The following is a 19,157-nucleotide window of genomic DNA, read 5'->3' on the forward strand; positions in this document are numbered from 1 at the left end:
TCGTTGCGATCCGTTGCGGTCGTCGTGGCTCGGCATGGCGCGTTCGCATCGGAAGTCCGATCCCTTGATCGTCCAGGTTGACTGCGCCTGCCCTGGCGCCGGGTCACGCCTCTCGCTGAAAGGCTCCCTCGAATCCCGTCTGACGCCATGCCTCGAACGCGACGACGGCAACGGCGTTCGAGAGGTTGAGGCTTCGATTGCCGGGTCGCATCGGGATGTAGATGCGTCGCTCGGGCGGGAGCGTATCGAGCACGGCTTGAGGCAGGCCTCGCGTTTCCGGACCGAATAGAAATGCGTCGCCGGCTTCGTAGTGCGGAGCCGTGTAGAGGGTCGAGCCTCGGGTCGTGAACGCGAAGAGCCGCGGCGGACAAAGCTCCCCCAGACAGACCTCCAAGGTCGGATAGACGTCGACCTCGGCCCATTCGCGATAATCGAGCCCGGCGCGCCTAAGCAGACGATCCTCGAGTGCGAACCCCAACGGCTCGATGAGGTTGAGTCGCAGACCGCTGTTGGCACAGAGGCGCATGGCATTACCGGTATTGGGCGGGATCTCGGGCTCGTAGAGGATGACATCAAACATTGCGGATCCAGGTCAGTCGGGCGTAGGCGAGCACGTCGATCACGGTCGGAAACCATCGACCGAAGAGCAGGTTCGGCGGTTGACCGAGACAGTTCGCTGCATGCTATATTAAGGTTTGGGAAAGTTCTAACATCGCCGCTCCAAGGCGGCCAAAAACCCTATGGGGACACCGACATGAGCGATATCGCCACGCTGAAGAAGGAAAAGCAGGAGTTGATCGAGAAGATGCTCGGGATGCAAAAGCAATTCATCGACTACGAGCATGAGCACGGGGTGTCGGGCAAGGACTATTGGGCGGCGACCGACGGCTTGCTCGTCAACTATCGGCAGGAATATCAAGATATGGCCAACCGAGTCGTGGACATCGCTCACGAGATCGTCGGTTCGGCGCGCAACTGAGCAGATACAACACTCGGGATCGAGCCCGCGTCCGCAATCCAGGACGCGGCTCATCATGATGAGGGTTCTGCGCAAAAGGTCGGTCAGCGTAGGTGCTCGATATATTTTGGTGTGTCGTGCATCTCCAGTCTGATTGCCGTTCCTTGGGCGACGAACGGATTGGCAACTCCCTCGAACATCAGTGCACAGCGCACATGTCCTCGACTCTCGAGCGGAACCGGGACCATATCCCGATACGTGAAGATGTTTTCTTCGATGTCTCCCCCCCGACAGACGAGCGGGCCGCTCGGAATCGTCGAAGCTTCCTCGACCCCGTCGATCACTAAATCCCCTGCCTGGTGCCAACGTGTGCGCTCGCTTGAGCCCGTCATCGTCTTGACGAGGTAGGCCCGCGAGAAATGCAGAGTCAGGCGTCCGTCCTCGCGATGGATCGACGAGATCTCCGATCCGTTCAGGTCAATACTCATACTGTCCAAGTCATTCTCCGGATCTGTCATTCGGTACCGATGGTGAATTCAGCGGAGCGATGACCGCCGGGCGTGTCCTCGATCCGCCTATCCGATTTGGGGGCTCCTTACCGAATCCTCATCCGACGAAGGTTCCTCAGGGTCGATCTCGATATCGAGTCGGAGCTCCTTGATCTTTCGAGTCAAGGTGTTGCGCCCCCATCCCAGGAGTCGAGCAGCCTCCTGCCGACGTCCGCCGGTATGCTCCAACGCGGTCTGGATGAGGATCTGCTCGAATATCGGCATGGCCGTATCGAGCAGGGCACCCTGCCCCTGTTTGAGGCTTTGACGGACCCAGCGGCGAAACACCGTTTCCCACGGCTCGTCGCGAACCGGTTCGGAAAACGAGGCGTTGAGCTCGGGCGGCAGATCCTCGGCGTGAATCTCCTTGCCGGAGGCCATGACCGTCACCCAGCGGGCGGTGTTCTCCAGCTGGCGAACATTGCCGGGCCAGTCGAGCCGTTTCAGGTGTTCGATTGCGCTCGCCGCGAGCACCTTCGGCTCGCACGTCAGTTCCAAGGCCGCTTGGGCGAGAAAGTGCCGCATCAATACCGGAACGTCTTCGCGCCGATCACGCAGCGCCGGCAGATGAATCCGGATGACGTTGAGGCGATGGAACAGGTCCTCTCGAAAACGGCCTTGTCGGACCAGGTCTTCGAGATTCTGGTGGGTTGCTGCGATGATCCGCACGTCTACCCGCGTCGGTGCGACGCCGCCGACACGGTAGAACTCTCCATCGGCGAGTACCCGCAGAAGTCGAGTTTGAAGCTCGGCGGGCATATCGCCGATCTCGTCGAGAAACAAGGTCCCGCCGTCGGCTTGCTCGAATCGCCCTTCGCGGCGGCTCTGAGCCCCCGTGAAGGAGCCGCGTTCATGACCGAACAACTCCGATTCCAGGAGATCCCGAGGAATTGCGGCCATGTTCAGGGCGATGAAGGGTCGATCGCTGCGTGGGCTGTGCCGGTGCAATGCGCGCGCCACCAGCTCTTTCCCGGTTCCGGATTCCCCGTTGATCAGAACCGTAATGTTGGAGCGTGCGAGTCGACCGATCGCCCGAAAGACCTCCTGCATGGCGGGCGCCTCGCCGATGATGTCCGGCGCTTTGCTCATCACGATCTCTTCGGGGCGCTCCTCGCGACCACGTCGACACGCCCGATTGACCTGCCCTACCGCCTCGTCGAGATCGAATGGCTTGGGGAGATACTCGAAGGCACCGCCGTGAAAGGCGGACACCGCGCTGTCGAGGTCCGAGTGCGCGGTCATGATGATCACGGGCAGTCCGGGGTAGCGGGCCGAGACCTGTCGCAAGAGGTCCAGTCCATCGATTCCGGGCATGCGGATGTCGGTGAGGATAACGTCGGGCTGCTCGCGCTGGAGCGCTTCCATGACACCGACCCCGTTGGAGAAACAGGTCACGTGCATTTCCGCCTTGCGCAGCGCACGCTCGAGCACCCACCGGATGGACCTGTCGTCATCGATGACCCACACCTTGGGTTCGCGATTATTCATGGTCCGTCTCCAACGGCAGGTAGACGTGAAACGTAGTCTCGCCGGGCCGACTCTCGCACTCGATGAGGCCTCCATGTTGGTTGATAAGCTCTTGGGCGATCGGTAAGCCCAACCCGGTACCGCCTTGGTGACCGGAGACCATCGGAAAAAAGATGCGATCCTCGATCTCCTGCGGGATTCCGGGTCCGTTGTCACGGAGCTGTGCCTGCAGGACAAGGCGATGACGACGGTTTCCGATCGTGAATTGCCGCAGCACTCGCGTGCGCAGCTCGATGCGTCCCGCCACTCCGGCCGCCGCAGCGGCGTTGCGCGCGAGGTTCAGAAAGGCTTGAATCAAGCGGTCCTGATCCGCCATGAAATCCGGAATGCTCGGGTCATAGTCACGTTGCACGCGCGGACCGGTCGGCGACTCCGCGAGGATGAGTCCACGAACGTGCTCGAGGACATTGTGGATATTGACCAAGGCTCGACGGGGCAAGCGACTGGGGCCGACCATCCGGTTGACCAGGTCCTGAAGGCGGTCGGCCTCGTCGATAATGATGCGCGTGTACTCACGTAAGCCCGGATCGGGAAGCTCCTGCTCAAGCAACTGCGCCGCGCCGCGCAGACCGCCGAGCGGATTCTTGATTTCGTGCGCCAAACCACGGATCAGGGCCTGGGTTGCCTGGTGCTGAGAAAGCAGATGTTCCTCTCGGGTGATCCGCAGCTGACGGTCGACCTGCGCGAGTTCGACGAGGACTTGGTCGTGCGCATCGAAATGGTGCAGCGGTAGGACAGTACAGTTCACCGTCTTGGTGCGCCCGTCGCCCGCAACAACGTTGATCTCTCGCTCGGTAAAGGGGTGACGCGACTCCAACGCGGCTTTCAGACGCTCTTCAACTTGGTGGTCGGGGCAGGGAAGCAGGTTTAGGGCATGGTGTCCGATCATGTGTCGAGCGCTGATCTCGAAGAGCATCTCGGCGGCGGGATTGAGATACAGGAGACGTAAGTCCTTGTCGAATAGTAGGACAGCCGTGTTCAGGTGATCGAGAATCGTCCGCTCTAGGGCCGGCTTCGGGGCTGGCTGAATACTCATGATCTCTCATCCGAACGGCTGACAAGATCGCGCGTGCCCGAGGACGCACGCGAAGACGGAAGGTTTGACGTCGACGATCGGGCTGCGGGAGGCTCTACGCAGGCGAACGGCGCGACACGCAGACTCGGGCCTGCATATCGACACCGAGAACATGCGAAACTCGTACCATCGTCACTCAGATTAAGTCGATCGGAAAAGCCCGTTCAACAACAGAGGCTTAGGGTAAAACTCCGGGGGGAGTGGATTGGCGCAGCTCAAGCTCGAGCGACGGGGTCGCCGCGACGACCGTGCCGAGCGCATCCTGAACGCGCGCTTGAATGCGGTGTGCCTCGAAGCCGATACCCTGGATTTGAAACTGGGTCGGTCCCGCCTCGACGGTGACCGCACGATCGTCGAGCATGAGCTCGAGACGATGCCCTTCGAGCAACGGCGGCTCCAGCTGCAGCTGGATCTCGAGGGTGTCGGTCGGCTGAACGAGGACATCTCCGGCCGTCGGCGCGAGGATCTCGAAGACCGCGTAGGGTCCGAGCAATGGTGTCTTGCCGGTCGACTCGGGATCCGGGGCGGCGGGGTCGGGTTGGTCTATATCGGGTACAACGCGTTGCACCGCCGCATCCGGCGGTCGTCGATCCGAGAAGTGAGTTCGTCCGTCCGCGTCGACCCAGCGAAAGATTTCGGCGCTCGACGCTTGGGGCGCCAATAGAACGACGGCGGCGAATAGGTATTTGATCATAGTCGAAGAATAGTCGACCGGGATTTCGGGCTCAACCGGAAATGAAAAAGGCCCCTTGCGGGGCCTCGTCGACACGCTTGAGCGCGGCCGGAGTCTAGAGACTGTAGTACATGTCGAACTCGACCGGGTGCGTGGTCATGCGGATGCGCGTGACCTCTCCCATCTTCAGAGCGATATAGGCATCGATCAGGTCGTCGGTGAAGACACCGCCGGCGGTGAGGTATTCCCTGTCGTTGTCGAGATACTCCAATGCCATATCCAGCGAGTGACAAACGGTCGGAATGGCCTTGGCCTCTTCACGCGGCAGATCATAGAGATCCTTGTCCATGGCATCGCCCGGGTGGATCTTGTTCTGGATGCCGTCCAGACCGGCCATCATCATCGCGGCGAAAGCCAGGTAAGGGTTACAGGTCGAATCCGGGAAGCGAACCTCGATCCGACGGCCCTTAGGGCTCGCAACATAGGGGATGCGGACGGACGCGGAGCGGTTGCGCGCCGAGTAGGCGAGCATCACAGGGGCCTCGAAGCCCGGCACCAAACGTTTGTAGGAGTTGGTGGAGGGGTTGGTCAAGGCGTTCAGAGAGCGGGCGTGCTTGATGATGCCGCCGATATAATAGAGTGCCGTGTCTGACAAGCCTGCGTATTTGTCGCCGGCGAAGATATTCTGGCCGTCCTTGCTCAGCGACTGGTGCACATGCATGCCGCTGCCGTTGTCGCCGACCAACGGCTTGGGCATGAATGTCGCCGTCTTGCCGTAGGCGTGGGCGACGTTCTGAATGACGTACTTGGTGATTTGGTTCTTGTCGGCGCGTGATACGAGGGTATCGAACTGGGTGCCGATCTCGCATTGGCCCGCGGTTGCGACTTCATGGTGATGCACCTCGACCGGCACACCCATTTCTTCGAGCGCAAGACACATGGCTGCGCGAATATCATTCAGTGAATCGACCGGCGGGACCGGGAAGTAGCCGCCTTTCGTGCTCGGACGATGCCCCATGTTGCCGTCGGCGAAGACACGCTCGGAGTTCCAGCCGGCTTCCTCGGAATCGATCTTGTAGAAGGCGCCGCTCATGTCCGCACCCCAGCGAACATCGTCCAGGATAAAGAACTCGGGCTCCGGACCGAAGTACGCCGTGTCGGCGACGCCCGTCGACTTCAGATAGGCTTCAGCACGCTTGGCCAGGGAGCGCGGGTCGCGCTCGTACCCGGTCATGGTGTCGGGCTCCAGGATATCGCAGCGGATGATCAGGGTGTTCTCGTCCGTGAAGGGATCCATCACGGCGGTGGAGGGCTCCGGCATCAGGACCATATCCGATGCTTCGATGCCCTTCCAGCCCGCGATCGACGATCCGTCGAACATCTTGCCGTCCTTGAACAAATCCTCGTCGATCACCCGGGAGGGCATGGAGACGTGCTGCTCCTTGCCTCGCGTGTCGGTGAAGCGAAGGTCGACGAACTTCACGTCGTTGTCCTTGATCATTTTGATCACGTCTGTCATTTGGGATTTCTCCGCTGCTGTAGGTTCGGGGGAAAGTTCGCCGGGCGGCGCCATCGTAGGCCATTTACCCTCGTGTGCGGCGAGGCGGCTTGGAGCCTAGCAGGTCACCACTCCGGCTGCACGACTCGCGGTGCGTCGGCGGGTCGCGGTGAATCGGTCTGAATGGAGTCCTCGGCGTTGCATGCGACGGAGGACGGCCGGTGCTGTCGATCACCTTCCGGGCGTAAAGCATCTACCGAGCCAAGACCGCAATCGACGGAACCTCCGAACGTGATCGGTCCGCGGAAACTTGACCAAGGAAGGCTCAATACGCTGTTTAAAAGCGGTTATTTCTCGAAATGTCGCTTCAACCGACCAGTCGAGACAATGCGATACCGATTGCGCAAACGCTTGCTGCGAGGGCAACGACCCCCAGCCTTTCCATCAGCGCACCATAACGGAGCTATTCCTCAAAAAACAGCACCACTATAGTGCGATTGCTACCCGAAAAAGATTCGTACATCTCGAAACGCCGGCTCGTCCTTGATCGCTTCCGCGAGGCGGGCCTGTAAGTCGGTAGCGTCCGCGCCTTTTCGGCGGCATGCGGCTAACGGGAAATGCACCTCGATGTCGATCCCGCCCCGCAGATAGTGAAAGACCATCCGTTGACGCTCGTTGGCCTCCGGAATCGCCGACCAGAGCGAGGCGAGGCGGGCCATCGCCTCGGCCCGCAGCGGGAGCCCGACGGGGGGAGGAAAACGATCGTCGTCCTCCGGATCGATATGGACGGTGACGTCGGTGATTTCGTCGATCTCGCGCTTGAGGCGATGCTCCACCAAGAGGCTGATCATGTGGCCTTCGGATACGCTGACGAAGGGATCGACCAAGACGTGGACGTCGGCGGAAACCTGTCCGGCATAGCGGCGCGTGCGCAGCATGTGGATGTCGCGCACGCCGCCAACCGAGCGAATGGTCTCCTTGACCGCGCTCAGCCGCTCGGATTCCAGCCCGGTATCGACCAACTCGTTGATCGCCTCCCAGCCCAGCTCCCAGCCTATCTTAGCGATCATCATCGCGACCACGACTGCTGCGATCGCATCCAGATAGGCTAGGCCGGCCATGGTTCCGGCGATTCCCACAAGGACGACCACTGAAGAAACCGCGTCGGTACGGTGATGCCAGGCGTTGGCGCGGATCAGATCCGACTTGACGCGCTTGGCATAGCCGAGCGTCCACCAGTAAAGCCATTCCTTGGCGAGGATCGACCCCAGAGCCGCAAGCAGGGTCAGAGGCCCCGGCTCGAGCAAGGCCGCCGGCTGAAACAGGCGCTCGATGGAATCCCAGGCAATGCCGATGGCCACGGCGATGAGCAGCAACCCCAGAACGAGCGTTGCAACCGTTTCGTATCGAGCATGCCCGTAGGGATGATCGTGATCGGGACCTTGGCTGCCCCGGCGACCGGCCAACAGGACCAACAGATCGGATAAGAGGTCGGAAAGTGAATGAATCCCGTCGGCCACGAGCGCTTGAGAGTGACCGAAAACGCCTGCGATGATCTTCACCACCGAGAGTACAAGATTGATCGCTGCGCCGACGATTGCCGTGTGGGTAACGGCATGGCGACGTTCGGCTGACGAGTCGTTGAAGGTGCGCATGGCGGTAGGCATCGAGGTTGCGTTTGAAGTCCGGTTCCGCGCCCCGGGGGTGCAATCGGACGAACTCGGTAGCGTAACAGGCGAGACCCGGTTTGGCGCGCACGGATGGTCGTAGCGATAGAATCCCAACAGCTGCGCGATGTCCTGCGGGGATCGTTCTAAGCCCGGCGCTCGTGGACTTTTTCGGAATGTGACGGGTACATCGAGGCAAAAAATTCTGGTGCGCGGGGTATCGCTTTGGCGTGACCTCGCCGATCAGCGCTATACTGCTCGATTTTCATCAACACTGGGCCGAAGGAGTACGATCTTGAATCTCGATCGAGAGGATGTCTCGACCTTTCAGGGCCTCGTTTTCGCCCTCGAGCGTTACTGGGCCGAGCAGGGATGCGTCATCCTTCAGCCACTCGACATGGAGGTCGGCGCAGGAACCTTCCACCCGGCGACCTTCCTACGCTCGATCGGCCCCGAACCTTGGCGCAGTGCCTATGTTCAGCCCTCGCGCCGACCGACCGACGGGCGTTACGGGGAGAATCCGAACCGCCTCCAACACTACTACCAATATCAGGTTGTGCTGAAGCCCTCGCCGCTCGAGATCCAGGATCTCTACCTCGACTCGCTGCGCCGTCTCGGTATCGATCCTCTCGTGCACGATATCCGGTTCGTCGAGGACAACTGGGAGTCACCGACCTTGGGCGCTTGGGGGCTCGGCTGGGAGGTTTGGCTCAATGGGATGGAGGTGACGCAGTTCACCTACTTCCAACAGGTCGGAGGACTCGATTGTCGGCCGGTGACCGGTGAGATCACCTATGGCCTCGAACGCATCGCCATGTACCTGCAGGGCGTCGAGAGTGTCTACGATTTGGTTTGGAGCCGAACCCCGGCAGGCGTCGTCACCTACGGCGATGTTTACCATCAGAACGAGGTCGAGCAGTCCGCCTATAACTTCGAGCATGCCGACGTCGACGCCCTGTTCAGGCAATTCGATACCTGCGAGGCAGCAAGCGCCGCCATGGTCGAGAAAGGCCTCCCGTTGCCGGCCTACGAGCAGGTCTTGAAGGCATCTCATACCTTCAACCTTCTCGATGCGCGCGGCGCGATCTCGGTTACGGAGCGACAGCGGTTCATCCTGCGCGTACGCACCCTTTCGCGTGCCGTGGCCCAGGCTTATTTCGACCGCCGGGAGGCCCTCGGCTTCCCGATGCTGACCCGCTAAGGGGAAACGACAGTGGACGCAACCAGTAACCTTTTGGTCGAGATCGGAACCGAAGAGCTCCCTCCGACCGCTTTGCTCGCTCTCTCGAACGCCTTCCTCGCGGGTTTTCGCGATCAACTCGAGGGTGCCGGTATCGGCTTCGAGACGATCGAGCCTTTCGCCTCGCCACGGCGACTCGCCATCCTGGTGCGCGGCATCGTGACCCGTCAGCCCGATCGGGAAATTCTGCGGCGCGGACCTGCGCTACAGGCGGCGTTTGCTGCGGATGGCCAGCCGACGAAGGCCGCTTTGGGTTTCGCCGGGTCCTGCGGGGTGCCGGTCGATACGCTCGCTCGCGAGGTCACGGACAAGGGTGAATGGCTGGCATTCCGAAGCAGCGTCGCCGGCGAGCTCACGGCCTCTTTGGTGCCGGGTTTGACCGACGCCGCGCTTACCAAGCTTCCTATCCCCAAGCGGATGCGCTGGGGTGATGGTTCGGAAGAGTTCGTCCGTCCGGTCCACTGGGTGTGTCTGCTGTTGGGTACGGAGGCGATATCGGGCAGCGTCCTGGGCATCGAGGCCGGTCGGCACACTCGTGGACATCGCTTCCATCACCCCGGGCCGATCAACATACCCGAAGCGATGGAATACTCCGAGCTGCTGCGCTCGCGCGGATCGGTCGAGGCGGATTTCAATCGCCGTCGCGACCTAGTTCGCAGCCAGGTCGAAGAACTGGCTTCGGCGAATGGTCTGCGCGCCCGGGTCGATGACGCCCTGCTTGACGAGGTCACGGCCTTGGTCGAATGGCCAAGGGCGATCCTTGGCCACTTCGACGAGGCGTATCTCGCGATTCCGCCCGAGGTTCTGATCGAGACGATGCGCTCGAATCAGAAATATTTCCCGGTGGAGGACGCCTCCGGTGCCTTGCAGGCATCCTTCATCACGGTGGCCAACATCGAGAGCCGAGATCCGGATCAGGTCCGTGCCGGCAACGAGCGCGTGATCCGGCCTCGTTTCGCGGATGCGGCCTTTTTTTGGACCCAAGACCTCAAGCAGCCGTTGGAAGGTTACGCCCAACGGCTCAAGACCGTCGTCTTCCAGGATCGGCTCGGCACCCTCGCGGAGAAGAGCGCTCGAGTGGCAAGCCTGGCTCGGGATCTCGCGTCCTCGATCGGTGTCGATCCGGATCTCGCTGCCCGCGCAGCGCGGCTCTCCCGGTGCGATCTGGTGACCTCGATGGTCTACGAGTTTCCCGGCCTTCAGGGGACCATGGGGCGCTATTACGCGCTGCACGCGAACGAGGACCCCTGTGTTTGTGCTGCGATGGAGGAGCAGTATCTGCCGAGGTTCGCAGGCGATGTTCTTCCGGCGAGCCCATGCGGAAGGGTCCTGGCGATCGCCGACCGGATCGATACGCTGGTCGGGATCTTCGGTATCGGGTTGCGTCCGACCGGGGCAAAGGATCCTTACGGTCTGAGGCGTGCATCGATCGGCGTGCTGCGTATCCTGATCGAGACTCCCTTGGAACTGGACCTGCGCGAGTTGATCGCCTCGGCGGCATCCGGCTATCCGGCCGGGCTTCTGAGCGAGGATGTGGAGGCTGCCGCCCTTGGGTACGTGATCGATCGACTGCGGGGTTACTACCACGAGCGAGGCGTCGCCGGGGACACCATCGAGGCGGTACTCCAGACAGGCGTTACCGTACCGGCCGATCTCGACGCCCGTTTGGATGCCGTGACAGCCTTCAGAGCGCTGAGCGGTTCTGCGTCCCTGGCAGCAGCAAACAAGCGAATCCGCAATATCTTGAATAAGGCGGGAATCGACGTTGGGGTCGGTTCGGCGTGTACCGAAGCAAACCGCCAACTGCTCGATGATCCTGCCGAAATCCGTCTCGCGGCTCGGGTCGAGGAGCTGTCCTCACTGGTCGTACCCCTCGCGCAAGCCCGTGACTACATGGGAGTGTTGCGTCTCTTGTCCGAGCTTGAAAGCGATCTCGAAGCCTTTTTCGATCAAGTGATGGTGATGGTGGATGATCCCGAGATCCGCGAGAACCGCATCCGACTGCTCCACTCCCTGGCCGGACTGTTCCTGCTTGTCGCAGACATCTCCCGTCTCCAAGAATGATCGACGGAACGGCTGGACGGGCGGGCGAATGCTTTCTCGTGTTCGAGGGCAACAGTGATGAGTGAGCGGGTCGTGATTCTGGATCGAGACGGCGTGATCAACGCGGATTCGGAGAATTTCGTCAAATCGATAGACGAATGGATCCCGTTGCCGGGGAGCATCGATGCCATTGCGCGACTCTCCCACGCGGGTTACCGCATCGCAGTGGCGACCAACCAATCGGGGTTGGCGCGTGGCCTTTTGACCCCGACTGACCTCGACACCATGCACCGCAAGCTTCGGGATCTCTTAGCCGAACAGGGAGGACGAATCGAGATGATCGTCTATTGCCCCCACGGGCCCGATGACGGCTGCGGTTGCCGCAAGCCCAGACCCGGCATGCTCGAGGAGATCGGGAGGCGACTCTCGATGAATCTCGCAGGCATACCCTTTGTCGGCGATTCGCTCGGCGATGTACTGGCGGCGCGCGCTGCCGGGGCCGAGCCCTGGTTAGTTCGTACGGGAAAAGGGGAGGACACGCTGGTTGGCGGATCCCCTCATCTTGCGGGAGTTCCGGTGCATGCCGATCTTGCATCCGTAGTGGATACCCTGCTCCATGGATAGTCGCAGACTCAGAGATGGACTGACATCCAGGCTGCTCTCGGGGCTGATCCTGATCCGTTCCCTCCTCTACGAGGTCTTTTTGGTCAGCTCAGTCGTTGTCTACTCCAGCCTTTTGCTTTTTATCGGTTCGATCGCATCGGAGCAGAGTCTCGATCGGCTCGCGCAACATTGGGCGACGCTCAATCTAGGGGCCTTGAGATGGATCTGCGGACTGCGCTACCGGGTCAGCGGACTGGATAAATTGCCGGTCGAGAACGCGATTGTTTTGAGCAAGCATCAGTCGTCATGGGACGTCATCGCCTTGAGGGCTTTGCTGCCGATTCGCCAGAGCTGGGTTTTGAAGCAGGAGTTGATGCGCATCCCGTTCTTCGGGGCCGGTTTGAAGCGTCTTCGCTGTATTCCAATTGATCGCGCCGCGGGACGTCGCGCGATCGTCGAGTTGGTCCGTGAAGGTCTGCAGCTGTTGCAGAGCGGGCGGTGGGTCATCGTCTTCCCGGAAGGGACGCGTGTAGCGCCGGGTTGCCGCCACCCGTACGCGATCGGCGGGGCCGTGCTGGCCGAGCGTAGCGGACGACCGGTCGTCCCGATCGCGCACAACGCGGGTTATTTCTGGGGACGGCGCAGCATACGCAAGAAACCGGGAACGATCGAGGTGGTCATCGGGCCACCAATACCGACTGCCGGGCGGACCGCAGTCGAGATCAATGCCGCTGTGGAAGAGTGGATCGAAACCACGGTTGCAGCATTGCCCGGATCCAATAGGCCCTAAACGTCGAGGTTCTCGACGTTGAGCGCGTTGCGCTCGATGAATTCCCGCCTCGGCTCGACATGATCCCCCATAAGGGTGGTGAAGATTTGGTCGGCCCCTACCGCATCCTCGATGGTGACCCGCAACAGGCGCCGAGTCTCCGGATTCATGGTGGTATCCCAAAGTTGGTCGGGGTTCATCTCGCCAAGCCCTTTGTAGCGCTGGATGCTATGCCCGCGTTGCGCCTCGGCGAGAAGCCAGCGAATCCCTTCGCCCAACTCGGTAATCTCCTTGCGGCGATCCCCGCGTGCAACATAGGCACCCGTCTCGAGCAATCCAGCGACCTTCCGACCGTAATCCAGGATCCTTGCATAATCGGCAGTGTGGAAGAAATCCAACGGGATGATGCGACTCTCCGGAATCCCATGGATCAAGCGAACCAGCTCCAGAGCTTCAGGGCGAAGCGATGTCGAATCGGTGAGACGCAGTTGGTAGTGCAAAGAGATGGAGTCGAGTTGATTCAGGCGTCGCTCCATGTCGCTAAGCCAATCGGCAAAGGCTTGGGTATCGGCCAGGAGTGCATCGTCAAGCGGCGGCGCCTTGGCCAACTCATCGAGGAATACCGCATCGTAGCGCGTCGATAGACGTTTGATGATCCCGACGAACACCTGATAGTCGCGCGCGAGTGTTTCGAGCGCAGTACGCGCTAAAGGTACGGTATCTGCGTTGACATGAAGGTCAGCCCCGTCGAGTGCGGCCTGGAGCATTGCCCGATTCAGTGCGGCGTCGTCGAGCAGGTACTCCTCCTGCTTTCCCTTTTTGATCTTGTAGAGCGGCGGCTGAGCGATGAAGATGTGGCCGCGTTCCACCAATTCTGGCATCTGACGATAAAAGAAGGTCAGCAGAAGCGTTCGGATATGGGCGCCGTCGACGTCGGCGTCCGTCATGATGATGATGCGGTGATAGCGGAGGTTGTCCGGGTTGTACTCTTCGCGGCCGATTCCGCATCCCAACGCGGTGATCAGCGTCCCAACCTCGGCGGAGGACAACATCTTGTCGAAACGGGCCTTCTCGACATTCAGGATCTTTCCCTTAAGCGGAAGAATGGCCTGAAAGGCGCGGTCACGCCCCTGTTTTGCCGAGCCGCCAGCGGAGTCACCCTCGACCAGATACAACTCTGAATTGGCCGGATCCTTTTCTTGGCAGTCTGCAAGCTTGCCCGGCAGCCCGGCGACATCGAGCACGCCTTTACGGCGTGTCATCTCGCGCGCTTTGCGGGCTGCCTCGCGGGCGCGCGCGGCCTCGAGCATCTTGTTGGCGATGGATTTCGCCTCTGCCGGCTGTTCCTCGAGAAAGATATTCAGCTGCTCGACCACGAGGGATTCGACGATCGCCTTGACCTCGGAAGAGACCAGCTTATCTTTCGTCTGCGACGAAAATTTCGGATCCGGGACCTTCACGGACAGGACAGCGGTCAAGCCCTCGCGCGCGTCGTCGCCGACCGGGCGAATCTTTTGATTGCGGTCAAGTCCTTCGCGCTCGATATAGCCGTTCAAGGTGCGGGTTAGTCCGGCTCGCAGTCCCGCCAAGTGGGTACCACCGTCCTTCTGCGGGATCGTGTTGGTGTAACAGAAGATCGTTTCCTGGTAGCCGTTGTTCCACTGGATCGCGAGCTCGACCGTCACCGTTTGGCGTTCCGCAGTGAAATGGATCACGCTTGGGTGAATCGGCTCCTTGTTCTGATTCAGGTGCTCGACGAAGGCGCGGATGCCTCCTTGATACTCGAAGACGTCCTCTCGACCAGTTGCCTCCTCGAACAACTCGATACGTACGCCGGAGTTGAGGAACGAAAGCTCGCGAAGTCGCTTTGCGAGGATATCGTAGTGAAAGGCGATGTGCGTAAAGGTCTGCTCGGACGGATAGAACCGAATTTCCGTTCCTGTTGCGTCGGTGTCGCCAACATGCTTGAGCGGATACTGGGGCTCCCCGAGGTGGTACTCCTGCTGATACAGGCGTCCTCCTCTGGATATCTTCAAAAAGAGGCGATCGGAGAGTGCGTTGACGACCGAGACGCCGACGCCGTGGAGTCCGCCCGACACCTTATAGGAGTTGTCGTCGAATTTCCCCCCGGCATGGAGAACGGTGAGGATCACCTCGGCCGCGGACCTTTGTTCCTCGGAGTGGATGTCGACCGGAATACCGCGTCCGTTGTCGCTCACGGACACCGAGCCGTCCCCATGCAGGATGACACGAATGTTGTCGCAATGGCCGGCAAGCGCTTCGTCGATGGAGTTGTCCACGACTTCGAAGACCATGTGGTGGAGGCCGGTACCGTCGTCCGTATCGCCGATGTACATGCCTGGCCGTTTACGGACCGCGTCGAGTCCGCGAAGGACTTTGATGCTTGTTGAGTCGTAGGTCATGTGGCCTGATCGAGATGATGGATCGGTGGGAGGGCGCGCAAGCGCTGGCGGCGGGACTTTCGGCGAATGCCTGCTTCACGGCTTCGTGGAAGCATGGTGCGCATCGCAGCCGGATAGGTCGACGCCGGGGCAAGGCTGCCCCCTAAGCGTGGCCTATTATACGGGAACCGGGACCGGAGCGCCTTAGGGGCGGCGGGTGGGGTAGATGCCGGACGCCGATGATCGGCACCGTTAAGCCAAGGAGGCCGGTGGCAGAGGACGATCGATAGGCGCGGCGGGTGTGAGAGTGCCGTGTTCCACGTGGAACATACAGTCGGCGGCGGCGGATTCAACACAGATCCCACCAGACTCGCAGCTCAAACGGGCGACGAGTTGCTGCGTGTCCGGATTTCCAAACAACCGCCAGAGACGATCGGCTGTGCCAGGGTCGAGTTCTGCGTCGATATCGTCGAGGAGCCAAAGCGACGGTAACAAACCGTTCGCGCGGTGGACGCGTTCCGCCGCGAGTTGCAGAAGGCATACGGCGACCTTTGCTTGGCCGCGGGAGAGCCTGGACGAACCACCGGAACGGCTGATCGTGACGTCCGCACGATGTGCACCCGCGAGGGTTTGCCCGCGCTGAACTTCGGCACTGCGTCCCCGCTCAAGGATATCCGTCAAATCGCTGTCGTGCGGCCAGCCGCGCTCGAAGAGTAGATCGCAGCCGTCGAGGAACGAGAAGTCGTTCGCGAAGGATCTGAACTCGGCCCGCCATAGGTCCACAAAGGCCGCGCGCTTAACCGTAATTTGGTCGGAAAGGTCGACGAAGGCTGGGTCCCAAAGCGACGCGCTGGGCCCGGATTGTCGAAGTGCCGCATTTCGCTGAGCGAGTACACGTCTGAATTCGCCCCGCAACTGTCCAAGCCGATGTTCCACGTGGAACAAGTTCCAGTCCAGAAGCCCGCGTCTGAGCACCGGCTCCCCTTCCAAAAGGGCCTGAGGATTTTCCCCGACTAGCTTGACTCTCAGCGGACTTTCGCTCGGCGGGAGCGATCCCATCGCAACACTGTTGTACCGCCTCAGGCTACCGCGGCTGCTCCGCTCGAAGACCAACATCGACTCGCTCGATGAATCCGCCTCCCGAAACAATCCCTCGATCAAGGTCCGACGCTCACCGTCAGTCGTTAAGGATCCTGCCTTGCGACCCCGAAAGCTCCGGCCCCGCGCCAAAAGATAGACGGCTTCGAGGAGCGTCGTCTTCCCTGCCCCATTGCTGCCGGTCAACAGGATCCGATGGGATGTGTCGCACAGGTCCAAATCCACATTGCGGAGGTTTCTTAGATTCCTAACCCGTAGCCTCAGCAACCGCGGTCCGATCAAGTCGTCCATGGACCCCGAAAATCACAGGCGCATGGGCATGACGACATAGGTTTCATCCTCGGCTCCGACCCCTCGCCAAACGGAGCTGCTTCCGGCATCGCTGAATCGAACTTCGATCTCGCTACCCTCTACTGCCCCCAAAACATCCGACAGGTAAGCCACGTTGAAACCGATGGCGACGGATTCCCCGTTGTAGTCGAGCTCGATCTCCTCCTCCGCCTCTTCCTGCTCTGGATTGTGCGCCTGCAGCCTCAGGACACCCTCCTCGAACGCCAATCGAACACCTCGATACTTCTCGTTCGACAGAATCGACGTCCGTGCCAACGCTCGTTTGAGCGCGTCGTTACTGACCCGAGCAACCTTGCCGAGTTCGCGAGGGATGACTCGCTCGTATTCCGGGTAACGACCATCCACCAACTTCGAGGTCATCACCATTCCGCCGACCGCTAGACGAATGCTCCTAGAGCCGACAGACACAGAAACCTCTTCGTCAGTGGACGAGAGTTGACGGCGGAGCTCCAGAATCGTCTTGCTCGGAACGATGACCTGCACGCGCTCCGGAATATCCAAATCAAGGCTTCGATGAAACTTGGCCAGCCGATGTCCGTCCGTCCCGACGGCCGTAATCCCGGAACGCTCCCACTCGAGCAGCAGGCCATTCAGGTAGTACCGCACATCCTGTTGCGCCATCGCAAAGGATGTCTTGTCAAGAATCTGCCGCAGGACGCCCTCGGGAGCCTTGACCTCCAGCCCATCGATGTCGGCATCCATCAGCGGGAAATCCGCCGCCGGCAACACCCCGAGCGTGAACCGACCACGTCCGGCAGTGACGACGCAACGCTCGTTGTTCAGTCGAAACCGGATCTCCGTGCCTTCCGTCAGATTTCGGCAAATGTCCATTAGCTTTCTGGCCGGCAGCGTGGTCTCTCCCTCGCGAGGAACCGACGCACTACAACTCGTCCTGACCTCCACCTCCAGATCCGTTCCGCAAATGTCGACCCGGTCATCACGCGCCGACAACAACAAGTTTCCGAGGATCGGAAGTGTTTGTCGTCGCTCTACGACGCCGACAACTTTACTGAGCACAGGCAACAAATTTTCACGGTTGACGACGAGCTCCATCGCGATCTCCTAATACTGAAGTAATTTAAAAAACCTGTAGTAATAAGGGCTGTGCATGAGTGTGCGACTAACCACAATCCGTTATGGAACAGCCACGTCCCCCTGGTTTGCGACCGGCATAACCTCTGGGCAATCTGTGTATAAATCTGGGATTCAACTGCCGCCGATTTCCGTCAACACGCTATCCACAGCTAAGAGGTCAGAGTTCTCAACAGGTTTTTGTAGTCCTCTTCGATCGATGCGTCGCTGTCGCGAAGATTCTTGATGGTCCGAGTGGCATGCAGGACGGTCGTGTGATCGCGACCCCCGAACGCCCGTCCGATTTCCGGGAGACTATGCTTCGTCAGTTCCTTTGCGAGCGCCATCGCAATCTGTCGCGGGCGTGCGATCGAGCGACTTCGTTTCGCCGAAATCATGTCGGAGGTCCTGAGCTTGAAGTACTCGGCCACCGTCTTCTGAATGTTCTCGATACTGACCTGTTTGTCCTGTGCGGCCAACATGTCCCGAAGTGCGTGTTTCGCCAGTTCCATGCTGATGGGCTTGCCGGTGAACTGAGCATTTGCGACGAGTCGGCGCAGCGCCCCTTCAAGCTCTCGGATGTTCGAGCGAATCCGCCGCCCGACGAAAAAGGCGACATCCTCCGGGAGCTCCACACCCCAAAGGCTGGCCTTGCTGTGCAGGATCGCGACACTTGTTTCGAGGTCGGGCGGCTCGATGGAGACCGTCAGTCCCCAACCGAACCGCGACTTCAGGCGCTCTTCGAGCCCAACGACTTCCTTCGGAAAACGGTCGCTGGAGAGGACGATCTGCTGGCGCGACTCGAACAGTGCGTTGAAGGTGTGAAAGAACTCCTCCTGAGAGCGCTCTTTCCCGGCAAAGAACTGAACATCGTCGATCAGCAGGGCATTCACCGAGCGATACGTCTTCTTGAACTCGTCGATCCGGTTGTGCTGAAGCGCCTTGATCATCTCGGCTACGAAGCGTTCCGAGTGCAGATAGACGACTCGAGCGTTCGGGTTGGTCGCGAGGACAATGTTTCCGACGGCATGCATCAGATGTGTTTTGCCGAGGCCCACGCCGCCGTAGATGAAGAGCGGGTTATAAGCGGTACCCGGGTTCTGTCCGATCTGGATCGATGCCGCCCGCGCGAGCTGGTTCGATTTGCCCTCGACGAAGCTGTCGAACGTGAAATCGGCGTTCAGATTAGCACTCGCCCGTCGGGCGGCAAGCTCGCCATCTGCATCGACCGGAACGGCGCTGGTGATCTGCGCTGCCGTGCCGCTCGCATTGGAGTCTAACCCCCCGACCTCGAAGCTCAGCCTCCCGATGGCGCCGTCGCTGTAGGCCCGGCACAGGTCGAGCAGCCGTCCCTCGTAATGCTGGCGTGTCCAGTCCAGGACGAACCGGTTCGGTGCGAACAACCGCAACCGGCCCTCGTCCACCCGCGCCTGCAATGGCAGGATCCAAGTGTTGAACTCAGCCGAGGTCAACTCTCCTTTTAGTTGTCTGACACACTGTTCCCATACTCCCACGCTGGACTCCCCGAAAACTGCTTGTTGTGGTCGAGCAAGACCGCCGATCGCTCCGGCGGCCGTCCCGATGGCTGCGGCGATCGGTCGGAAGATTCCCTCGCGGGGCTCTCGCCGGTCCGA

Annotated in this window: 16 protein-coding genes; 5 read left to right on the plus strand and 11 right to left on the minus strand. The window is 60.6% G+C overall.

Annotated elements, in window-relative coordinates:
- Positions 1–103: 103 nt before the first annotated feature.
- Complete coding sequence (locus tag GPT33_RS01140; protein ID WP_296805066.1) at positions 104–580, minus strand: tRNA (cytidine(34)-2'-O)-methyltransferase; 477 nt, start codon at positions 578–580, stop codon at positions 104–106.
- 174 nt (positions 581–754) lie between these two features.
- On the opposite strand from GPT33_RS01140, the gene GPT33_RS01145 reads away from it, so the two are divergent.
- Positions 755–979 (plus strand): hypothetical protein, encoded by a 225-nt coding sequence (locus GPT33_RS01145; RefSeq protein ID WP_232405968.1) that lies wholly within the window; start codon positions 755–757, stop codon positions 977–979.
- Positions 980–1,062: 83 nt separating this feature from the next.
- On the opposite strand, the gene GPT33_RS01150 is transcribed toward GPT33_RS01145, so the two are convergent.
- The 6 genes from GPT33_RS01150 to GPT33_RS01175 all read right to left on the minus strand — a co-directional run bounded on the left by GPT33_RS01150 (position 1,063) and on the right by GPT33_RS01175 (position 7,934).
- Positions 1,063–1,446, minus strand: coding sequence for a hypothetical protein (locus GPT33_RS01150; RefSeq protein ID WP_363928907.1), 384 nt, complete (start codon positions 1,444–1,446; stop codon positions 1,063–1,065).
- An 87-nt stretch (positions 1,447–1,533) separates the two neighbouring features.
- On the minus strand, positions 1,534–2,994 hold the full coding sequence (gene ntrC, locus GPT33_RS01155) for a nitrogen regulation protein NR(I) (protein WP_296805071.1): 1,461 nt from the start codon (positions 2,992–2,994) through the stop codon (positions 1,534–1,536).
- Complete coding sequence (gene glnL, locus GPT33_RS01160; protein ID WP_296805074.1) at positions 2,987–4,069, minus strand: nitrogen regulation protein NR(II); 1,083 nt, start codon at positions 4,067–4,069, stop codon at positions 2,987–2,989. Before glnL ends, ntrC begins: the two co-directional genes overlap by 8 nt.
- Positions 4,070–4,286: 217 nt before the next feature.
- Positions 4,287–4,802 (minus strand): DUF4124 domain-containing protein, encoded by a 516-nt coding sequence (locus tag GPT33_RS01165; protein WP_296805076.1) that lies wholly within the window; start codon positions 4,800–4,802, stop codon positions 4,287–4,289.
- A 94-nt stretch (positions 4,803–4,896) separates the two neighbouring features.
- Positions 4,897–6,300, minus strand: coding sequence for a glutamate--ammonia ligase (gene glnA, locus GPT33_RS01170; protein ID WP_296805079.1), 1,404 nt, complete (start codon positions 6,298–6,300; stop codon positions 4,897–4,899).
- 479 nt (positions 6,301–6,779) lie between these two features.
- On the minus strand, positions 6,780–7,934 hold the full coding sequence (locus GPT33_RS01175; protein ID WP_296805081.1) for a cation diffusion facilitator family transporter: 1,155 nt from the start codon (positions 7,932–7,934) through the stop codon (positions 6,780–6,782).
- Positions 7,935–8,241: 307 nt separating this feature from the next.
- Between GPT33_RS01175 and glyQ the strand changes: the two genes are divergently transcribed.
- Genes glyQ through GPT33_RS01195 form a run of 4 tightly spaced genes read left to right on the plus strand, consistent with a single transcriptional unit; the run spans position 8,242 to position 12,622 of the window.
- Positions 8,242–9,147 (plus strand): glycine--tRNA ligase subunit alpha, encoded by a 906-nt coding sequence (glyQ, locus tag GPT33_RS01180; protein WP_296805083.1) that lies wholly within the window; start codon positions 8,242–8,244, stop codon positions 9,145–9,147.
- Positions 9,148–9,159: 12 nt separating this feature from the next.
- Complete coding sequence (gene glyS / locus GPT33_RS01185; protein ID WP_296805085.1) at positions 9,160–11,250, plus strand: glycine--tRNA ligase subunit beta; 2,091 nt, start codon at positions 9,160–9,162, stop codon at positions 11,248–11,250.
- Positions 11,251–11,307: 57 nt separating this feature from the next.
- Positions 11,308–11,853, plus strand: coding sequence for a D-glycero-beta-D-manno-heptose 1,7-bisphosphate 7-phosphatase (gene gmhB / locus GPT33_RS01190; protein ID WP_296805087.1), 546 nt, complete (start codon positions 11,308–11,310; stop codon positions 11,851–11,853).
- Positions 11,846–12,622, plus strand: coding sequence for a lysophospholipid acyltransferase family protein (locus GPT33_RS01195; protein ID WP_296805088.1), 777 nt, complete (start codon positions 11,846–11,848; stop codon positions 12,620–12,622). Before gmhB ends, GPT33_RS01195 begins: the two co-directional genes overlap by 8 nt.
- Here the strand turns inward: GPT33_RS01195 and gyrB are convergent.
- The 4 genes from gyrB to dnaA all read right to left on the minus strand — a co-directional run bounded on the left by gyrB (position 12,619) and on the right by dnaA (position 19,037).
- Entirely contained in the window at positions 12,619–15,024 is a 2,406-nt protein-coding gene (gyrB, locus tag GPT33_RS01200; protein ID WP_296805090.1) for a DNA topoisomerase (ATP-hydrolyzing) subunit B, read from the minus strand. The two genes, GPT33_RS01195 and gyrB, sit on opposite strands and share 4 nt — an antisense overlap.
- A gap of 231 nt (positions 15,025–15,255) precedes the next feature.
- Positions 15,256–16,392, minus strand: coding sequence for a DNA replication and repair protein RecF (gene recF / locus GPT33_RS01205; RefSeq protein WP_296805092.1), 1,137 nt, complete (start codon positions 16,390–16,392; stop codon positions 15,256–15,258).
- Positions 16,393–16,404: 12 nt separating this feature from the next.
- Positions 16,405–17,505, minus strand: a complete 1,101-nt coding sequence (dnaN, locus tag GPT33_RS01210) for a DNA polymerase III subunit beta (protein WP_296805095.1) — start codon at positions 17,503–17,505, stop codon at positions 16,405–16,407.
- A 191-nt stretch (positions 17,506–17,696) separates the two neighbouring features.
- A complete protein-coding gene (dnaA, locus tag GPT33_RS01215; RefSeq protein WP_296805097.1) occupies positions 17,697–19,037 on the minus strand; it encodes a chromosomal replication initiator protein DnaA in 1,341 nt (446 codons plus the stop codon).
- Positions 19,038–19,157: the final 120 nt, after the last annotated feature.

Source organism: Thiocapsa sp., assembly GCF_011390875.1.
Classification (GTDB): Bacteria; Pseudomonadota; Gammaproteobacteria; order Chromatiales; family Chromatiaceae; genus Thiocapsa.

What these genes read in the sequence shown, in the direction of transcription:
- GPT33_RS01140 (WP_296805066.1), bottom strand. Translation starts at nt 580, where the DNA reads ATGTTTGATGTCATCCTCTACGAGCCCGAGATCCCGCCCAATACCGGT.
- GPT33_RS01145 (WP_232405968.1), top strand. Translation starts at nt 755, where the DNA reads ATGAGCGATATCGCCACGCTGAAGAAGGAAAAGCAGGAGTTGATCGAG.
- GPT33_RS01150 (WP_363928907.1), bottom strand. Translation starts at nt 1,446, where the DNA reads ATGAGTATTGACCTGAACGGATCGGAGATCTCGTCGATCCATCGCGAG.
- ntrC (WP_296805071.1), bottom strand. Translation starts at nt 2,994, where the DNA reads ATGAATAATCGCGAACCCAAGGTGTGGGTCATCGATGACGACAGGTCC.
- glnL (WP_296805074.1), bottom strand. Translation starts at nt 4,069, where the DNA reads ATGAGTATTCAGCCAGCCCCGAAGCCGGCCCTAGAGCGGACGATTCTC.
- GPT33_RS01165 (WP_296805076.1), bottom strand. Translation starts at nt 4,802, where the DNA reads ATGATCAAATACCTATTCGCCGCCGTCGTTCTATTGGCGCCCCAAGCG.
- glnA (WP_296805079.1), bottom strand. Translation starts at nt 6,300, where the DNA reads ATGACAGACGTGATCAAAATGATCAAGGACAACGACGTGAAGTTCGTC.
- GPT33_RS01175 (WP_296805081.1), bottom strand. Translation starts at nt 7,934, where the DNA reads ATGCGCACCTTCAACGACTCGTCAGCCGAACGTCGCCATGCCGTTACC.
- gmhB (WP_296805087.1), top strand. Translation starts at nt 11,308, where the DNA reads ATGAGTGAGCGGGTCGTGATTCTGGATCGAGACGGCGTGATCAACGCG.
- GPT33_RS01195 (WP_296805088.1), top strand. Translation starts at nt 11,846, where the DNA reads ATGGATAGTCGCAGACTCAGAGATGGACTGACATCCAGGCTGCTCTCG.
- gyrB (WP_296805090.1), bottom strand. Translation starts at nt 15,024, where the DNA reads ATGACCTACGACTCAACAAGCATCAAAGTCCTTCGCGGACTCGACGCG.
- recF (WP_296805092.1), bottom strand. Translation starts at nt 16,392, where the DNA reads ATGGACGACTTGATCGGACCGCGGTTGCTGAGGCTACGGGTTAGGAAT.
- dnaN (WP_296805095.1), bottom strand. Translation starts at nt 17,505, where the DNA reads ATGGAGCTCGTCGTCAACCGTGAAAATTTGTTGCCTGTGCTCAGTAAA.